Here is a 16,835-nt window from a genome sequence, read left to right on the forward strand (position 1 = left end):
CCATGCGTCCCCTGACCGTCGCCGCCCCCGTCGCCCTTCTGCTCGCCCTCGCCGCCTGCGCCCCGACCACGGGCCCCAGCCACTATGCTGACGAACTGCGCCGGCTGTCAGACAGCTGCGAGGCGCGTGGCGGCATCCTCGTCCCGACCGGCCAGCAGAGCGGCCGTCCGCAGAATGACCACGTCTGCCGCATCTCCGGCGGCGCGACGCGCCTGCCCAACGACGGGTGACTACAGCAGGGCGGTGATGGCCGCGCGGGCCGCCTCTCCGAGATCCGGCCGCTTCAGCGCCAGGGCGACATTGGCCCGCAACAGGCCGATCTTGTCGCCGCAGTCGTGGGTCACGCCCTCGTATTCGACCGCTGTGAAGGTCTGGTCCTTCATCAGCCGGGCCATGCCGTCGGTCAGCTGGATCTCGCCGCCGGCGCCGCGGGGCTGGGTCTCCAGGATGCCGAAGATCTCCGGCTGCAGGATGTAGCGGCCCGAGATCGACAGGTTGGACGGCGCCTCGCCGCGGGGCGGCTTCTCGACCATCCCCTTCATGCGGATGTGGCGGCCGTCGCGGGTCTCGGGATCGACGATGCCGTATTTGTGGGTCTCGCTCTCGGGCACGGCCTCGACGCCGATGACATTGCCCCCGACCTCGGCATAGACCTCGGCCAGCTGTTTCAGGGCGCCTGGCTGGGAATCCACGATCACATCGGGCAGCAGGACGGCGAAGGGTTCGTCGCCGATGATGTCGCGGGCGCACCAGACCGCGTGGCCCAGGCCCAGCGGCTGCATCTGCCGGGTGAAGCTCATCTCGCCCGCCGTCGCCAGCTCGGCGATCATGGCGTCGAGGATGTCGGTCTTGCCCTTGGCCAGCAGCTGGGCCTCGAGTTCGATCTGGTGGTCGAAATAGTCCTCGATCGCCCCCTTGGAGCGGCCGGTGACGAAGACGATGTGCTCGATCCCGGCCTCGCGCGCCTCTTCCACGATGTAGCTGAGGATCGGCCGGTCGACGACGTTCAGCAGTTCCTTCGGCGTGGTCTTGGTGCCGGGCAGGACCCGGGTGCCCAGACCCGCAACGGGCAGGACGGCCTTGCGAAGGCGGCGGGCGGAAACGGTCATGGGCGATCCTGAACAGCGAGACGCCGCAGCGTAACGCATTCGCGTCCGGATGCGATCACTCCACTGTCACCGACTTGGCCAGGTTGCGCGGCTGATCGACGTCCGTGCCCTTCTGGACCGCTGTATAATAGGCCAGCAGCTGCACCGGGATGGCATAGACCAGCGGCGCGATCAGCGGGTGGCACTCGGGCGCATCGACGCGGCGGATGCCGGCGCCATGCGGATCGGGCGCGGACTTCGGCGCGATCATGATCACCGGCCCGCCGCGGGCGGCGACCTCCTGCAGGTTGGAAGCGGTCTTTTCGAACACGTCGTCCAGCGGGGCGAGCGCGACAATGGGCGTCTTTTCGTCGACCAGGGCGATCGGCCCGTGCTTCAGCTCGCCGGCGGCATAGCCCTCGGCGTGGATGTAGCTGATCTCCTTCAGCTTCAGCGCGCCTTCCATGGCCAGCGGGAACATGGCCCCACGGCCGAGGAACAGCACGTCTGTGGCCTTCGAGATATCGGCGGCGACGGCCTTCAGGTCGTCCTCCATCGACATGGCTTCCGCGATCAGGCGCGGCGACTCGAACAGGGCCCTGACCAGCTCGGCCTCGCGCCCGGCGTCGATCACGCCGCGTTGCACGCCCGCCGCCACGGCCAGCGCCAGCAGGGCCGCGACCTGGGCGGTGAACGCCTTGGTCGACGCCACGCCGATCTCGGGCCCGGCATGGGTCGGCCACAGGGTCTCGGCCTCGCGCGCCATCGACGAGGAATGGACATTGACCAGGGCGGCGGTCCGCAGACCCTTGGCCTTGCACCATGACAGGCTGGCCAGGGTGTCGGCGGTTTCGCCCGACTGGCTGACCGCCACGGCCAGCGTCCCCGGCGTCAGCGCCGGCTGGCGATAGCGGAACTCCGAAGCGATCTCGACGTCGCAGGGCAGGTTCGCCAGCTTCTCGAACGCATAGCGGCCGATCTGGCCGGCGTAGAAGGCGGTGCCGCAGGCGATGATCTGCAACCGGTCGATGGCGGCGAAATCCGCGGAATCGGTCTTGGCCTTGCCGTTCACGAAATCGAGGTAGTGCGACAGGGTGCGCTGGACGCTGTCGGGCTGTTCATGGATCTCCTTTTCCATGAAATGCCGGTACTCGCCCTTCTCGACCATGGCCGAGGAAGCGGAGACCTGGACAATCGCTCGTTCGACCGCATGGCCATCGACGTCGAACATACGGGCGCCGGTCCGGTCGATACCGACGTAGTCCCCTTCCTCGAGATACGAAATCTGGGTCGTGAACGGTCCGACGGCCAGGGCGTCCGAGCCGAGGTACATCTCTCCCTCGCCCCAGCCGACCACCAGCGGGCTGCCCCGTCGGGCGCCGAGGATCAGTCCGTCCTCGCCCTCGATCAGGACGGCCAGCGCATAGGCGCCGGTCAGCCGGTCCAGCACGCCCTTGAAGGCGACCAGCGGATCATTGGCGCTCTCGAGCGCGCGGTCCAGCAGATGGGCCACCACTTCGGTGTCCGTCTGGCTTTCGAAGATGCGGCCCTCGAGGGCCAGTTCGGCCTTCAGTTCGGCGAAATTCTCGATAATGCCGTTGTGAACCAGGACCACGCGCCCGGCCTTGTGCGGATGGGCGTTGGCCGTGGTCGGGGCCCCGTGGGTGGCCCAGCGGGTGTGACCGATGCCGATCGTGGCGGCCAGCGGCTCGGCCAGCAACACCGCCTCCAGTTCCCTGATCTTGCCCTTGGCCCGACGGCGCTCGATGCGCCCGTCCACAAGCACCGCGACGCCGGCCGAGTCATAGCCCCGGTATTCCAGCCGTTTCAGACTGTCGATCAGGCGGGGAACCGCCGGACCGACGCCCGTCACACCAATGATGCCGCACATGGACTAATATCCCTGAAAACTGAATCCACGTGCTTTGCGCACGTCCCCCGGACAGTCTAAGTCACCGTCCCGCCGGGCGCGATGTATGCGAGAATGTCCGGGAATTACACTTGAAAAGCGGTTTCGCAACGTTTCTGCGGCCCCGCTCCCCAAAAGGAAGTACGTCTTGGGCGAACGCAGATATTTCGGAACCGACGGCATTCGCGGTCGCGCCAACACCTGGCCGATGACGCCGGAAGTGGCGTTGCGCGTCGGTCTTGCGGCCGGCCGTCTGTTCATGTCGGCCGACAATCGCCGTCACCTGGTGGTGATCGGCAAGGACACGCGCCTGTCAGGCTATATGATCGAGCCGGCGCTGGTCGCGGGCTTTTCGTCGGCGGGTATGGACGTGCGCACCTTCGGGCCGCTGCCGACGCCCGGCGTGGCGATGATGACCCGCTCGATGCGGGCTGACATCGGGGTGATGATCTCGGCCTCGCACAACTCCTACCTCGACAACGGCATCAAGCTGTTCGGCCCGGACGGCTACAAGCTGTCGGATGCGGTCGAGCTGAAGATTGAATCGATGATGGATCAGGCGCTTGACGCGGATCTGGCGCCGCCCGACGCCCTCGGCCGGGTCAAGCGGATCGACGACGCCCAGGCCCGCTACGTCGAGATCGCCAAGGCCAGCTTCCCCAAGGGTCTCAGCCTGCAGGGCCTGCGCATCGCCGTCGATTGCGCCAACGGCGCCGGCTACCGGGTCGCGCCGACCACGCTGTACGAACTGGGGGCGGAAGTCTGCGCCGTGGGCGTCGAGCCCAACGGCCTGAATATCAACGCCGACTGCGGTTCGACCCATCCCGAGACCCTGGCCGAGGCGGTCAAACGCTACCGCGCCGACATCGGCATCGCCCTCGACGGCGACGCTGACCGGGTGATCATTTGCGACGAGAAGGGCAAGGTCGTCGATGGCGACCAGATCATGGCCATGGTCGCCCTGGACTGGGCGCGTCGCGGCCAGCTGGTCGGCGGCGGCGTGGTCGCCACCGTCATGTCGAATCTGGGCCTGGAGCGCGCCCTGAACGCCGCCGGGCTGACGCTGGAGCGGACCAAGGTCGGCGACCGCTACGTCATGGAGCGGATGCGCGAGGGCGGCTTCAACCTCGGCGGTGAACAGTCGGGCCACATCATCCTGCATGACCACGCCACCACCGGCGATGGCCTGATGTCGGCGCTGCAGGTGCTGGCGGTTCTGGTCGAGAGCGGCCGCCCGATGAGCGACCTGGCCAAACAGTTCGAGACCGTGCCGCAGAAGCTGGAAAACGTCCGCTACACCTCGGGCAAGCCGCTGGAGAACGCGGGGGTCAAGGCCGCGATCGCCGACGCCGAGGCCCGGCTCGCGGGCGTGGGGCGGTTGCTGGTCCGGCCGTCGGGGACCGAAAAGCTGATCCGCGTCATGGCCGAGGGCGACGACGCCAAACTGGTCAAGTCGGTCGTCGCGGATGTGGTCGCGGCGGTGAAGGCGGCGGGTTAGGGGCATGTCCTGGCCGATCGCCCTCGCCGGCGCCGTGGTGCTGGCGACGCCGGCGGCGGCGCAGGAAGAGGACGCGTTTCGACGGGCGGCGCGCGAGACCAGGCTGTCTTCCAACGATCCCGTGGCGGTGCTCTTCGTGAGCGGAGCCTTCGGGCGCCCGGCCGACAGCTACAGCGTCTACAGCTTCTGGGACAAACCTCACGGCGTCGCGGGCCGACGGCGCGGCTATGCGATCCGCAAGGCCAGTCGAACCGTGGACGGTGCGCAATGGGCGACGTCCTCCACCTGCGAGGCGCTGGAGCCCGCACTCCTTCGGATGGAGGCGGTGCCGCCACCCCGCATCGACCTCTGGGGCGTCGGTGAAGATGGCGGCCTGAACATGGTGCTGGACGGCGTGAACTACGAACTCTGGACCCGCTGGCCGGCGTGGCGGGGAGCGACCGGGTATTCGCTCAGCTTCAGCGGCAATGTGAACACGCCGCTCGCGGCGTGGGCCGACAGCCTGCAAGTCGATCTTGAGCCATGCTGGCGCGAGGCCCCGCCAATCGTGGGCTGACGTCGCCGTCAAACTCAGCGATGGAACCCGCCGCCCGTCCGGCGCAGTCTGGCCCGATGATTCCCGCCCGCCGCCCCGGCGTCCTGACCCTGATCCCCGGCCTCGCCGCCTGCGCCGCGGTCGCCTTGGCCGCTGTCGCCATCCAGGCGCTGGAGCTGCGGCTGCTGGGCCGCGGCTGGATCGACGCCATCGTCCTCGCCATCCTGATCGGCGCGGCGATCCGCAGCGTCTGGACGCCGCCCGCGGCTTTCCGCCCCGGCGTCGAGTTCAGCGCCCGCACCCTGCTCGAGATCGCCGTGGTCCTGCTCGGCGCCTCGGTCAGCGCCGCCACCGTCATGGCCATCGGCCCCGGCCTGCTGGCGGGGACGGCGGTGGTCGTGGTGCTGGCGCTGGCCGTCAGCTACGCGATCGGGCGACTGCTGCGTCTGCCGCACCGGATGGCGGTGCTGATCGCCTGCGGCAACGCCATCTGCGGCAATTCCGCCATCGCCGCGGTCGCCCCGGTGATCGACGCCGACGCCGAGGACGTCTCGGCCGCCATCGCCTTCACCGCCGTGCTGGGCGTGGGGGTGGTCCTGCTGCTGCCCCTGCTGGGAGCGGCGCTGCAACTCGGCGACGTCCGCTACGGCGTCCTGGCCGGCCTGACCGTCTATGCCGTGCCCCAGGTCCTGGCCGCGACCATGCCCGTGGGCGCCGTGGCGACCCAGGCCGGGACGTTGATCAAGCTGGTGCGGGTGCTGATGCTGGGGCCGGTCTGTCTCGGTCTGGCGATCCTCACAGCCTTTCGCCGTCGCGAGAACGAGGCGGTCGCGATGTCACCAAGGCGCGGCGTCGCCCCGCACCAACTGGTCCCGTGGTTCATCATCGGCTTCCTGCTGATGATGCTCGCACGCTCGCTGGACCTGATTCCGGCCGCCATCCTGCCGATGCTGGCGCAGACCGCCACCGTCCTGACCGTGCTCTCCATGGCGGCCCTCGGGCTCAGCACCGACGCACGGGCGGTGGCCCGGTCGGGGGTCCGCATCGCTTCGGTGGTGATTCTGTCGCTGCTGGCGTTGACGGGTCTGGCGCTGGGTTTGATCTACCTGCTGGCGCTGGCCTGAGGTCCGGTCTGAACCCGGGCCAGCCGGTCCGCCAGCCCCTCGATCCGCTTGCGGATATCCGGCACGGCGGTCGTTTCCCAATAGGCGGCGCGAGCGGGAGGACCGAGGGCGAACAGGCGGACGTCGGGCGACCCATCGGCGGTCAGGAGCCGGCCTTCCGCGTCCAGATCCAGCCCGATGCCCACGGGATCAAGCCGCGCCCGGCGCGCCCTGATCAGGGCGCCGGTCAAGGGATCGTCCAGCGCCGCATGGCCGGGACCGGTGCAGTCGATAAGCCATTGGCCGGTGATCGGGGGCCGGGCTGATCCTGCACGCGGACGCAGATGCAGCGTCACGCCGCCGGCCCCGGCCTCGATCCGCTCCACCCGACCCGCAGTGATGCTGAGACGGCCGGCGGCCTCCAGCCGGCTCATGGTCTCGTCGACTCCGGCGGGAATGCGATGGCGGTGAACATCCCACCATGGACGCAGATGCCTTAGCCAGCGCGCGCGTGTTTTCGCGTCCGCCTCGGCCCAGAGGCGCGCTGTGACGGGGCGCAGCCCCTCCATTACGCCGCGCCATCCGCCGTCCGACGCCAGCCGCCGGGCTTCCGCCAGTCGCCTGGACAGGGGGCCGGTCAGCATGGCCCCGGTCGGCGGCTGCGGATGGTCGTGACCCGCGCCGTGGACCCGGGGCGTCAGCCCGCGACGGGACAAGACCTTGATCGGACCCTTGCGGCCCTTGGCGTCGAGCCAAAGGGCCATGTCGACCATCGTCAGGCCTGAACCGACGATGATCACCTCATCCTCCGGCCCGATCCGTTCCAGCGCCGCCAGGGCCCAGGGGTCCGTGATGACGCGGCGCGATCCTGCCCCGACGGTTTTCGGGGCGGGGTTGCCGGTCGCCAGCACCACCGCGCGAGCCCTGAAGACCCTGCCGTCGGCCAGGCGCACGCCGTCGTCCTCGACCGCCGCGACGTCGCCGGTGACGAGTTCGATCATCCCGGGATGCGCCAGCCGGGCCGCGTTCAGCCGGTGCTGCAGATATTCGCCGTACAGCCTGCGCGGCGCGAACCCGTCCGGGTCCGCATGCTGCGGGCAGTTGTCCTTCAGCCAGTCGACGAAATCGTCCGGCTTCCCCTCCACCGCACTCATCCGGTCGGAGCGCACATTGAGAAGGTGCCTCTCGAACGGCGTCGAATAGGCCAGTCCCGGTCCGAAGGCCCCCGTCCGGTCGACCAGGCTGGAGGCGACGCCGCGTTCCGCCAACCGGGCGGCCAGCATCGCGCCGGAGAAGCCGCCGCCCACGATCACGACCGGCTGCACGTCCTCGACCACCCGTCCCCCATCGATCGCTTCAGAGCTCCTGATTATAGGCCCCGATCTCGGGGTATCTGGCCAGACGCGGCTTCACCTCTTCACGGAACAGTGCGCGCATGTCGGCGTCCGAGCGCATGCTCTCGACCACCACCACCAGCTCCGGCTTGTTGGATGAGGCGCGGACCAGCACCCATGATCCGTCTTCGAGGTGCACCCTCACGCCGTTGACAGTGATCGCCTCGACGATCTTCCGCCCGAGGATCGAGCCGCCCGCGTCGGCCAGGGCCTGATACTCGGCCACGATCCGCTCCAGCACCTCATACTTCAGCTCGTCGTCGCAGTGCGGCGACATGGTCATGGAGGTCCAGGCGTCGGGCAGGGCGGTCTTCAACTGCGACAGGGTCTTGCCGGGATTGCGATCCAGCATGGCCAGGATGGCGCCGGCGGCGACGATGCCGTCGTCATAACCCCGTCCAATCGGGGCGTTGAAGAAGAAATGGCCCGACTTCTCGAACCCGGCCAGCGCCCCCAGTTCTGCGGTCTTGCGCTTGATATAGCTGTGGCCCGTCTTCCAGTAGACGACGTCCGCGCCGTTCGACTTCAGCACCGCGTCGGTCTTGTAGAGCCCGGTCGATTTCACATCGACAACGAAGGTGGCGTTCGGATGCAGGGCCGACAGGTCGCGGCCCAGCATCAGGCCGATCTTGTCGGCGTAGATCTCCTCGCCGGTGTCGTCGACCACGCCGCAGCGGTCGCCGTCGCCGTCGAAGCCCAGCGCCAGTTCGGCCCCCGTCTCGCGCACCCGGGCCGCCATCTGCATCAGCATGGCGTGGTCTTCCGGGTTCGGATTGTATTTCGGGAAGGTCCAGTCGAGGTCGGTATCCATCTCGATGACCTCGGCCCCCATCCGTCGCAGGGCCTCTGGCGCAAAGGCCCCCGCCGTGCCGTTGCCGCAGGCGGCCACGACCTTGATCGGCCGGCTCAGCTTCACCTTGGCGGTGATCTCTTCCAGATAGCGTTCCCGGAAGCCCTCGACCCGGGTCAGGGCGCCGCCGGGGCGGCCGACCCCTTCGCCGTTCAGGACGATGTCCTTCAGCCGCCCGATCTCGTCGGGGCCGAAGGTCAGGGGCGGCTGGGCGCCCATCTTGACCCCGGTCCAGCCGTTCTCATTGTGGCTCGCCGTGACCATGGCGACGCAGGGGGCGTCCAGGGCGAACTGGGCGAAATAGGCCGTCGGCGACAGGGCCAGGCCGATATCCAACACCTCCATCCCGCCTTCCAGCAGGCCGAGGATCAGCGCCTGTTTCACGCTCAGCGAATAGGAGCGGAAGTCATGGCCGACGACGATCCGCGGCGTCTGGCGGATTTCGTGGACATAGGTGGCCAGGCCCAGACCCAGGGCCTGGATGCCCAGCAGATTGATCTCCTTCTCCAGGATCCAGCGCGCGTCGTATTCCCGGAACCCCGTCGCCTTGACCAGCGGCGTGGTCTCGTATTCGGCCGTGTTGGGGCGCAGGTCGGAGCGGGGCTTTTGCATCGGGAGCCTTGGGAGAAGCGGGTTACAGCTCGGCTATAGGGCGCCGCGCGCCGCGCGGACAACAACGCGCAGCCGTCGGCAAGGCTGCGAGGCCGGATCGCCCGCTCCTCGTCTTGACCCGCGCCGCCGCCGGTCCTACCCCCCAACCAACCGCCCGGAGACCCGAATGCCCCGTCTGATCCTGCTGCGTCACGGCCAGAGCCAGTGGAACCTGGACAACCGCTTCACCGGCTGGGTCGATGTCGACCTGACCGCCGAGGGCGAGGCCCAGGCGCGGCGCGCCGGCGAACAGATCGCCGCGGCCGGCTTCCGGCCCTCGGTCATGTTCACCTCGGTGCTGAAGCGGGCGACGCGAACCGGAGCCCTCGCCCTGGACGCCGCCGGGCTGCGCGATGTGCCGGTGATCAACGACTGGCGGCTGAACGAGCGCCACTACGGCGGCCTGACCGGCCTCAACAAGGCCGAGACGGCGGCGACCCACGGCGAGGACCAGGTGAAGATCTGGCGCCGCAGCTATGACATTCCGCCCCCGCCCCTGGCCCCGGGCGGCGAATGGGATTTCGCCGGCGATCCCCGCTACGCCGGCCAGGCCATCCCCGACACCGAAAGCCTGAAGACCACGCTGGACCGCGTCCTGCCCTATTGGGACGAAGCGATCGTCCCGCGCCTGAAAGCCGGCGAGGATGTGCTGATCGCCGCCCACGGCAACTCCCTGCGCGCTATCGTCAAACACCTGTTCGGCGTGCCGGACGACCGGATCGTCGAGGTGGAGATCCCGACCGGCAATCCGCTGGAGATCGATCTCGACGCCGGACTGCACCCTGTCGGCGCGCGGTATCTCGACCCGGCGCGCGCGGCCGAGCTTCCGCCTCTCGGAGCCGGGGCATGACCACGCCGCAGCAGGTCTCCGACGATATCAGGTTCATGGGCCGGGCCATCGCCCTGGCCCGGGACCGCATGGGCCAGACCTGGCCCAATCCGGCGGTCGGATGCGTGATCGTCAGGGACGGCGAGATCGTCTCCGAGGCGGCCACAGCTCCGGGCGGGCGGCCCCACGCCGAGGAGCAGGCCGTGCCCGCCGCCGGCGACCGCGCGCGCGGCGCCACCGCCTATGTGACCATGGAGCCCTGCGGCGCCCGCTCCTCGGGCCGCACCTCCTGCTCCCATTTCCTGATGGACGCGGGGATCGGCCGGGTCGTGGTGGCCGCGGTCGATCCCTCGCCCTTCGCCTCGGGCCGCGGCGTCGATCGCCTGACCAAGGCCGGGCTGCAGGTCGAGACCGGCCTGCTCTCGGCGGAGGCGGCGGTCCTTTACGAGGGCTATCTTCACAGGGTCGAGACCGGCCGTCCCATGGTCCGGATCTCTGCCGACGGGACCGGCTTCGACGCCCGGTTCGCCGCCTCGGCCAAGGCCGACCTGACCACCGAGCTGAAGCGCCTGGGCGAGGCCGGCTACACCCGCGTCTGGGTCAGTCCCGGCGAACTGGCCGACGCCCTGGCCGAGCAAGGTCTTCTGACCCTCTGAGTTCCGCCGAATTCGGCCGGTCCTACAAACGCTTCCTTAAGCGGAGGCGTGCCATATCGGGATCATGTCGGAGAACGCCGTCCCATCAGCCGCCAGAAGGCGCATCACCCAGACCGAGCTGGACGCCATCTGCGCCCGGCACGATCGGCTTTGGCAGGCCAAGCCGGGCGGCGCCCGCGCGGTCCTCGCCTGGCTCGATCTGTCCGGTCTCTCGCTCAAGGGCCGCAACCTGGCCGACGCGGATTTCGCCGCCGCCAGCCTGATCGGGACTGACCTGTCGGGCGCCAAGCTCGACAACGCCACCTTCTTCGGCGCCGACATGCAGGACTGCCTGCTGGTCGAAGCCAGCCTGCGCCGCACCGACCTGCGCGGCGCCTGCCTGCGGGGCGCGGACCTGACCGGCGCCGACCTGTTCGAGGCCGACCTGCGCGAGGGCACGATCGCCGCCGCCGACGCCAAACTGGGCTTCAAGATCGTCGAGGCCAAGTCGCGCAACGAGACCGAGGCCCAGGGCGCCTGCCTCGCCGGGGCCAATCTGGAACGCTCCAAACTCACCGGAATCGTGGCCGTGGCGGCGGACTTCTCCGACGCCATCATGAAGGACTGCAAGATGGTCCGGGCCAACCTGAAACAGGCCAGCTTCCGCGGCGCCGACCTGTCCGGCGCTGACCTGTCCGGCGCCGACCTGTCCGGCGCGGATCTCCGCGACGCGGTCCTGGTCGGCGTCAAGAGCGCCATGTGGCGGACGGACGGGGCCAATATGGCCGGCGCCCTGACCGACGAGCGCTCTTCCGGCAGCCCGGTCGGCAAGATGCCCGCCGCCGAGATGCTGGCTGAGCACGCCCAGTGGTGTGAAACCGGCGGCCTGGAGGGGCGACCCTCCGTCTTTGACGGCGTCGACCTGCGGGCGCTGCGCTCGATCCACGGCTACAATCTGACGGCTCTGTCGGCCCGGGGCGCGGTCTTCTACGGCCTCGACATGGAGGGGGTGCAGCTTCAGGGCGCCCACCTGGAGGACGCGGACCTGCGTTCCGTCAATCTGAAGGGCGCCGACCTGCGCGGGGCGCGCCTGACGAGAGCCCGGCTGAACGGCGCCGACCTGCGCGGCGCCCAGCTGGGGCCGTTGATGATCGGCGCCGACCGGCTGCTGTCTGCCGACCTGACCGGAGCCTGCCTGCGCGGAACCGACCTCTCGGGCGCCGACCTCAATCGCGCGGTCATGACCGGGGCGGACCTCACGCGGGCCGTGATGTTCGGCGCCTGTCTGCGCCAGGCCGACCTGACCGACGCCAACACCAGCGGGGCGCGAGGCCTCGAGATCATGGACGCCGTTGCATGACCTTCGTTCGCCGGTCTCTGTCCCAGGGCGACCTGGATATGTTCATGGCGGCGCATGAGCGTCTGGTCGAGGGCCGCCCCGGGGGGCGCCGGCTGGCGCTGAAATTCGTCGACCTCAACGGGCTGGACCTGTCGGGACGCAACCTGGCCGAGGCCGACTTCACCGGCTCCGCGCTGGAAAACGCCAAACTCGTCGGGGCCCGAATGAACGGCGCCGTGCTGTTCTGCGCCGACCTGCGAGGCTCGGACTTCACCGGCGCCCAGCTGGTGCGGGCGGACCTGCGCGGCGCCTGCCTGCGCGGCGCCAGCCTGATGAACGCCGACCTCACCCGGGCCGACTTCCGCGAGGGCGTCATCGCCGTGCCCCACGCGACCAAGGGATTGGCGGCGGTCAGGCACGAGACCCGCCAGGGCATCGCCGACGGCGCGACCTTCGCCGGCGCCACCCTCGACGGGATCCATTTCGACGGACTCAACGCGGTCAAGGCGGACTTCTCCGATTGTTCGATGCGCGGCGCCATGCTGACCGGAGCGAACCTGAAGGAGGCCAATCTGACCGGCGCCATGCTGGAAAACGCCTCGGTGGACGGCTGCAATCTGGAGGGCGCGCGCCTGACGGGGGCGATCCTGACCGGGGTGGCGTTTGAACGGGCCAAAATCACGCGCACAGACATGACCGGCGTGCTCCGCAGTCCGAGCGTCGACGCCCGGGCCCGCGCTGAAGGTCTGGCGGAACGGGCGCTGGACGCCAACGCCTGGGCCGAAAGCGGCGGCGTATTCGGTCAACCGGCGATGTTCGACGGCGAGGATCTGCGTCCGCTGGGCGACCGTCTGAAGGGCTTGCGGCTGCCCGGCCTCAGCGCCCGACACGCCTGCCTCGCGGGCATGGACCTCAGGGGCGTCGGCCTTCAGGGCGCGGGGCTGGAAGGGGCGGATCTGCGCGGCTGCGACCTGCGCGGGGCCGACCTCAGGGGCGCGCGCCTGAACGGCGTCCTGCTGAACAAGGCCGACCTGCGCGGCGCCAATCTGGCGGCCCTGGCGCTCGGCAAGGACCGCTCGATGCCGGTCATGCTGATCGAGGCCAATCTTCGCTTCACCCGACTGGAGGGCGCCGATCTCGAAGGGGCCCGGCTGGACGGCGCCGATGTTTCGGGCGCCCGGATCGACGCCGCCTCACTGACCGATGAGCAGCGAATGGCGCTCTCGTCGCGGGCCGCCATCGCCGCCTGATCCCGCGCGCGAAAAAGGGGCGACGCGAACGCCGCCCCTCGGTTGCTCGCCTGACGCTCGCCTCGCGGAGGCTCGCTTCTTGAGGCGGGTCTTGTGAGGCCTCAGGCCGCTTTGGACTTCTTGCCCTCGATCAGCGGCTTGGCCGAGGCCGGAACGCCGATCTCGATGCGGCGCGGCTTCAGCGCCTCCGGCAGTTCGCGGGCCAGTTCGATCGACAGCAGGCCGTCGGCCAGGTCCGCGCTCTTGACCACGACATAGTCGGCCAGCTGGAACCGGCGCTCGAAGTCGCGCTCGGCCAGACCGCGGTGCAGATAGGTCCGCCCGGCGCCGGCGTCGTCATTGGCCGTCTTGCGGCCGGTGACGGTGAGCAGGTTCTCCTTGACCTCGAGGGTCAGCTCATCCGGCTTGAAGCCGGCGACGGCGATCTCGATGCGGTAGGCGTTCTCGCCCGTTGTCTCGATATTGTAGGGCGGCCAGCCGTTTTCCTGGCTGGTGCGCGCGGCGCTTTCCAGCAGGCCCGCCAGACGGTCGAAGCCGACGGCGGAACGGTACAGCGGGGTGAAATCATAGGTACGCATGGGTCATCCTCCTGAGGATCAGCAAGGTTGAACCGTCCCAGCGATTTGGCCCGGGACGGCGGTGGGAGTTCAGCCCGGTCGGCCCGATGATCGGCCCCGTCCGGTCTGGAGGCCCCGAAATCGGCGGCCTCAAAGCCGATGTGGGAAGCGCTGTGAAACCGTCAAGGGGCGCCGCCCCCGCGCCAATCTGTCGCCGGTCGGTCGTCATGGCTTGCCCCCCGCCCCAGACGCCTTAGGGTTCGCCGGAAATTCGCCCAGGAGACCATCGATGCGCCTGCTCGCCCTTGTCATGACGACCGCGCTGGCCCTGCCGGCCCTGGCCGCCGCCCAGACCCTGCCCGCCATGCCGACGCTGGATGAATCCCCCGCGCAGCGCACGGTCCGCCGCGCCGCCATGACGCCGCCGGTGCTGCAGGAAGACACGGCGCTCCAGGCCGCCATCGGCTCCGCCGCCCGGCCCGCCGCCGATGTGGCGCGCGACGTCTATCGCCACCCGTTCGAGACCCTGACCTTCTGGGGCCTGACCCCCGGATCGACGATTGTCGAGATCGAGCCGGGCCGCGGCGGCTGGTGGAGCGCCATCCTGCAGCCCTATGCCGAAGCCACCGGCGGAACCTATGTGGCGGTCAGCCGCCCGCTGGAGAGCATGGGCGTCGAGGACGGGACCGCCGACATGATCGTGGTCGCCCGCGCCTTCCACAACTGGCACCGCTCGAATCCGCAGCGGACCGGCCCCTATCTGGAGGCCTTCTTCAAGGCGTTGAAGCCCGGCGGCGTGCTGGCCGTCGAACAGCACCGCAGCGTCGACGGCCTCAACCCCGACGTCACCGCCCCGACCGGCTATATGCCGGAAAGCCATGTCATCCGGGCCGCCCAGGCCGCCGGCTTCGTGCTCGAGGCCCGCAGCGAGCTGAACGCCAATCCCAGGGATGATCACGACCATCCCTTTGGCGTCTGGACCCTGCCGCCGGTCCGCACCAGCGCCCCACGCGCCAACAACGCCACCGACCGGCCCACGCCCCTGACGGAGGCTGAACGCGCCGAGTATGACGCCATTGGCGAAAGCGACCGTATGACCCTGCGATTTCGCAAGCCGGGATGATGTCCGCCCGGGCCGGGAACCGTTTTGACCGGGCTTGGGAACAGGGTTAAGGCCAGCCGTTGGGCGGCTGGTCTGAAACGTGCAGGATCGGCCTCCAGGGGAACTGGATGATTAATTCGAGACAGGGATGGCGGCTGCCGTTGTCGCGTCGGGGCGTACTGTCCGGCGCTGCGGCCTTGACGCTGACCGGTCTCGCCGCCTGCGGCCGCAAGGAAAAGACCGCCGAACCCCCGCCCACGCCTGACGGGCCGCCCCAGGGCTCGCTGGAATGGGCCGTGGCCGGCCCGTGGCGCGCCCAGGACAAGGTTCGCGACGCCGCCCGGCATCCCATGGAGACGCTGCGCTTCTTCGGCCTTCAGCCGCGCATGACGGTGGTCGAATTCTGGCCGGGCAGCGGCTGGTGGACGGAAATCCTCGCCCCCTACCTCGCCGAAGGCGCCGGCAAATACGTCGCCGCGGGCTTCCAGACCGGGCCGGGCGCCGACCCGTCCCAGGTGGCGTTGATGGCCGCCTTCCAGCAGCGGTTCACCAATGATCGCCGCCTGTACGGCGAAATCGAGCTTTCCGCCTTCGGACCGACCTCCGGTCCGGTGACGGCGGCGGGCTCGGCGGACATGGTCCTGTTCATGCGCAGCATCCATGCGTGGATGGCGGCCGGAATCGCCGAAAAGGCCTTCGCCGACGCCTATGCCGCCCTGCGTCCCGGCGGGGTGCTGGGTATCGAACAGCATCGCCTGGGCCCGGAAGAGGATCAGGATCCCGCGGCTGCGAACGGATACGTCCAGGAGGCGTTTGTGAAGCAGTTGGCGGCGGAAGCGGGTTTCGCCTTTGTCGCCGCCTCGGAAATCAACGCGAATGAAAGGGATACCAAGGATCATCCGTTCGGCGTCGAGACCCTGCCGCCCATGGGGCTGACGGCGCCGCGCGGTTCGCCGCCGAATCCGGCCTTCGATCGGTCGAAATACGATGAGATCGGCGAGAGTGACCGCATGACCTTGAGATTCAGGAAGCCAGAGTGAACCGAGCCGCCGCCTATGCCGCCAATGCGCCCCTGATGGGGGTCCCGGGCGCGTCCGCGCCTCCCGGCGGCGTGGGCGAATGGTTCCGCGGCGCCGGCGGCCTGCGCCTGCGCGCCGCCTTCTGGACGCCGTCCACCCTGGTTGCGAAAAAGCCGCGGGGGACCGTGGTCGTCAGCCCCGGCCGCACAGAGCCGATCGAGAAATACTATGAGCTCATCGGCAATTTCCTCGCCCGCGGCTGGTGCGTCCTGGCCCACGACTGGCGCGGCCAGGGGCTTTCCGCCCGTCTGCTGCCGGATCGGCTGAAGGGCCATGCCCGTGCGGTCGAGGAATTCCTCGACGACTACGCCCGCCTGCTCGACGCCTATGAGACGCGCGCGCCCAAACCGTGGGTCATGGTCGGTCATTCCATGGGCGGGACGCTGAACCTCATGACGCTCGAGGGCGGCGAGAGCCGGTTCGCCGGCGCCATCCTGTCCAGCCCCATGCTGCGCATCAAGACCGGCAAGCGGTCGATGTGGTCGGTCAAACTGGCCGTTCGCTGGAACCTGCGCCACGGCAAGGCCGGGGACTATGTGCTCGACGACGCCGACGATCCGTTCGACCACACCTTCGAGAAGGACGCCCTCACGTCCGACGAAAGCCGCTACGAACAGTGGCGGCAGCAGCTGTACGCCTGCCCGCACCTCGCGGTCGGCGGCCCGACCTGGGGCTGGCTGGCCTTCGCCCTGGACGCCGGCGAACGCTCGCTGAAGCCCAAGGCGCTGAAGGCGGTGCGCATCCCTGTCGCCATCGTCCAGGCGGCCGAGGACGACCGCGTCTGGAAACAGACCAACAAATGGGCCGCCAAACGCCTTGGCCGGGGCCGCTACGTCGAGATTCCCGGCGCCAAGCACGAGATCATCATGGAGGCCGACGACATGCGCGCGGTCTTCCTCGACGAGTTCGACGCCATGGGGGCCTATGTCTCGCCGGTCGAGGACCTGTCCCCGGTGGCGGTTCCCCCGGCGCCCGAGCCGGTCAGCGCGTCCGAGCCGAACGAAGCGGCCTGATTC

16 protein-coding genes are annotated in these 16,835 nt (G+C 69.3%); 11 read left to right on the plus strand and 5 right to left on the minus strand.

The window, feature by feature from the left end; genetic code table 11:
* Nucleotides 1-2 precede the first annotated feature (2 nt).
* Nucleotides 3-230, plus strand: a complete 228-nt coding sequence (locus QQJ79_RS04205) for a hypothetical protein (RefSeq protein ID WP_284221451.1) — start codon at nt 3-5, stop codon at nt 228-230.
* Here QQJ79_RS04205 and galU read toward each other — a convergent pair whose 3' ends face one another.
* Nucleotides 231-1,109 carry a UTP--glucose-1-phosphate uridylyltransferase GalU gene (gene galU, locus QQJ79_RS04210; protein WP_284221453.1) on the minus strand — a complete coding sequence of 293 codons (879 nt, stop codon included), beginning with the start codon at nt 1,107-1,109 and terminating at the stop codon, nt 231-233. It lies immediately after the preceding gene.
* A gap of 55 nt (nt 1,110-1,164) precedes the next feature.
* Entirely contained in the window at nt 1,165-2,979 is a 1,815-nt protein-coding gene (gene glmS / locus QQJ79_RS04215) for a glutamine--fructose-6-phosphate transaminase (isomerizing) (protein ID WP_284221455.1), read from the minus strand.
* A 166-nt stretch (nt 2,980-3,145) separates the two neighbouring features.
* Here glmS and glmM point away from each other — a divergent pair, with 166 nt between their 5' ends.
* From glmM to QQJ79_RS04230, 3 genes are read left to right on the plus strand one after another with little or no spacing between them, the layout of a single operon-like run.
* Complete coding sequence (gene glmM, locus QQJ79_RS04220; RefSeq protein WP_284221457.1) at nt 3,146-4,495, plus strand: phosphoglucosamine mutase; 1,350 nt, start codon at nt 3,146-3,148, stop codon at nt 4,493-4,495.
* Between the two features lie 4 nt (nt 4,496-4,499).
* Nucleotides 4,500-5,051 carry a hypothetical protein gene (locus tag QQJ79_RS04225; RefSeq protein WP_284221459.1) on the plus strand — a complete coding sequence of 184 codons (552 nt, stop codon included), beginning with the start codon at nt 4,500-4,502 and terminating at the stop codon, nt 5,049-5,051.
* A 20-nt stretch (nt 5,052-5,071) separates the two neighbouring features.
* Nucleotides 5,072-6,154 carry a YeiH family protein gene (locus QQJ79_RS04230; protein WP_284221460.1) on the plus strand — a complete coding sequence of 361 codons (1,083 nt, stop codon included), beginning with the start codon at nt 5,072-5,074 and terminating at the stop codon, nt 6,152-6,154.
* Here the strand turns inward: QQJ79_RS04230 and QQJ79_RS04235 are convergent.
* Both QQJ79_RS04235 and QQJ79_RS04240 read right to left on the minus strand, forming a co-directional pair.
* A complete protein-coding gene (locus QQJ79_RS04235) occupies nt 6,133-7,470 on the minus strand; it encodes an FAD/NAD(P)-binding protein (RefSeq protein WP_284221462.1) in 1,338 nt (445 codons plus the stop codon). The two genes, QQJ79_RS04230 and QQJ79_RS04235, sit on opposite strands and share 22 nt — an antisense overlap.
* Nucleotides 7,471-7,489: 19 nt before the next feature.
* On the minus strand, nt 7,490-8,989 hold the full coding sequence (locus tag QQJ79_RS04240) for a phosphomannomutase/phosphoglucomutase (RefSeq protein WP_284221464.1): 1,500 nt from the start codon (nt 8,987-8,989) through the stop codon (nt 7,490-7,492).
* 166 nt (nt 8,990-9,155) lie between these two features.
* Between QQJ79_RS04240 and gpmA the strand changes: the two genes are divergently transcribed.
* The 4 genes from gpmA to QQJ79_RS04260 all read left to right on the plus strand — a co-directional run bounded on the left by gpmA (nt 9,156) and on the right by QQJ79_RS04260 (nt 13,081).
* Nucleotides 9,156-9,878, plus strand: coding sequence for a 2,3-diphosphoglycerate-dependent phosphoglycerate mutase (gene gpmA, locus QQJ79_RS04245; protein WP_284221466.1), 723 nt, complete (start codon nt 9,156-9,158; stop codon nt 9,876-9,878).
* On the plus strand, nt 9,875-10,513 hold the full coding sequence (locus QQJ79_RS04250; RefSeq protein WP_284221468.1) for a bifunctional diaminohydroxyphosphoribosylaminopyrimidine deaminase/5-amino-6-(5-phosphoribosylamino)uracil reductase RibD: 639 nt from the start codon (nt 9,875-9,877) through the stop codon (nt 10,511-10,513). Before gpmA ends, QQJ79_RS04250 begins: the two co-directional genes overlap by 4 nt.
* 64 nt (nt 10,514-10,577) lie before the next feature.
* Nucleotides 10,578-11,852, plus strand: a complete 1,275-nt coding sequence (locus QQJ79_RS04255; RefSeq protein ID WP_284221470.1) for a pentapeptide repeat-containing protein — start codon at nt 10,578-10,580, stop codon at nt 11,850-11,852.
* The gene (locus QQJ79_RS04260) at nt 11,849-13,081 is read left to right on the plus strand and encodes a pentapeptide repeat-containing protein (protein WP_284221472.1); all 1,233 of its coding nucleotides are present in this window, start codon (nt 11,849-11,851) and stop codon (nt 13,079-13,081) included. The genes QQJ79_RS04255 and QQJ79_RS04260 overlap by 4 nt, the downstream gene beginning before the upstream one ends.
* A gap of 101 nt (nt 13,082-13,182) precedes the next feature.
* Here QQJ79_RS04260 and QQJ79_RS04265 read toward each other — a convergent pair whose 3' ends face one another.
* Nucleotides 13,183-13,659: an Hsp20 family protein gene (locus QQJ79_RS04265; protein WP_284221474.1), complete on the minus strand. Its 477-nt coding sequence runs from the start codon at nt 13,657-13,659 to the stop codon at nt 13,183-13,185.
* Nucleotides 13,660-13,927: 268 nt separating this feature from the next.
* On the opposite strand from QQJ79_RS04265, the gene QQJ79_RS04270 reads away from it, so the two are divergent.
* The 3 genes from QQJ79_RS04270 to QQJ79_RS04280 all read left to right on the plus strand — a co-directional run bounded on the left by QQJ79_RS04270 (nt 13,928) and on the right by QQJ79_RS04280 (nt 16,832).
* Nucleotides 13,928-14,761, plus strand: a complete 834-nt coding sequence (locus QQJ79_RS04270) for a class I SAM-dependent methyltransferase (RefSeq protein ID WP_284221476.1) — start codon at nt 13,928-13,930, stop codon at nt 14,759-14,761.
* A 107-nt stretch (nt 14,762-14,868) separates the two neighbouring features.
* The gene (locus QQJ79_RS04275) at nt 14,869-15,780 is read left to right on the plus strand and encodes a class I SAM-dependent methyltransferase (protein ID WP_284221478.1); all 912 of its coding nucleotides are present in this window, start codon (nt 14,869-14,871) and stop codon (nt 15,778-15,780) included.
* Entirely contained in the window at nt 15,777-16,832 is a 1,056-nt protein-coding gene (locus tag QQJ79_RS04280) for an alpha/beta hydrolase (protein WP_284221480.1), read from the plus strand. Before QQJ79_RS04275 ends, QQJ79_RS04280 begins: the two co-directional genes overlap by 4 nt.
* Nucleotides 16,833-16,835: the final 3 nt, after the last annotated feature.

This window comes from Brevundimonas denitrificans (assembly GCF_030160755.1).
Taxonomy (GTDB): domain Bacteria; phylum Pseudomonadota; class Alphaproteobacteria; order Caulobacterales; family Caulobacteraceae; genus Brevundimonas; species Brevundimonas denitrificans.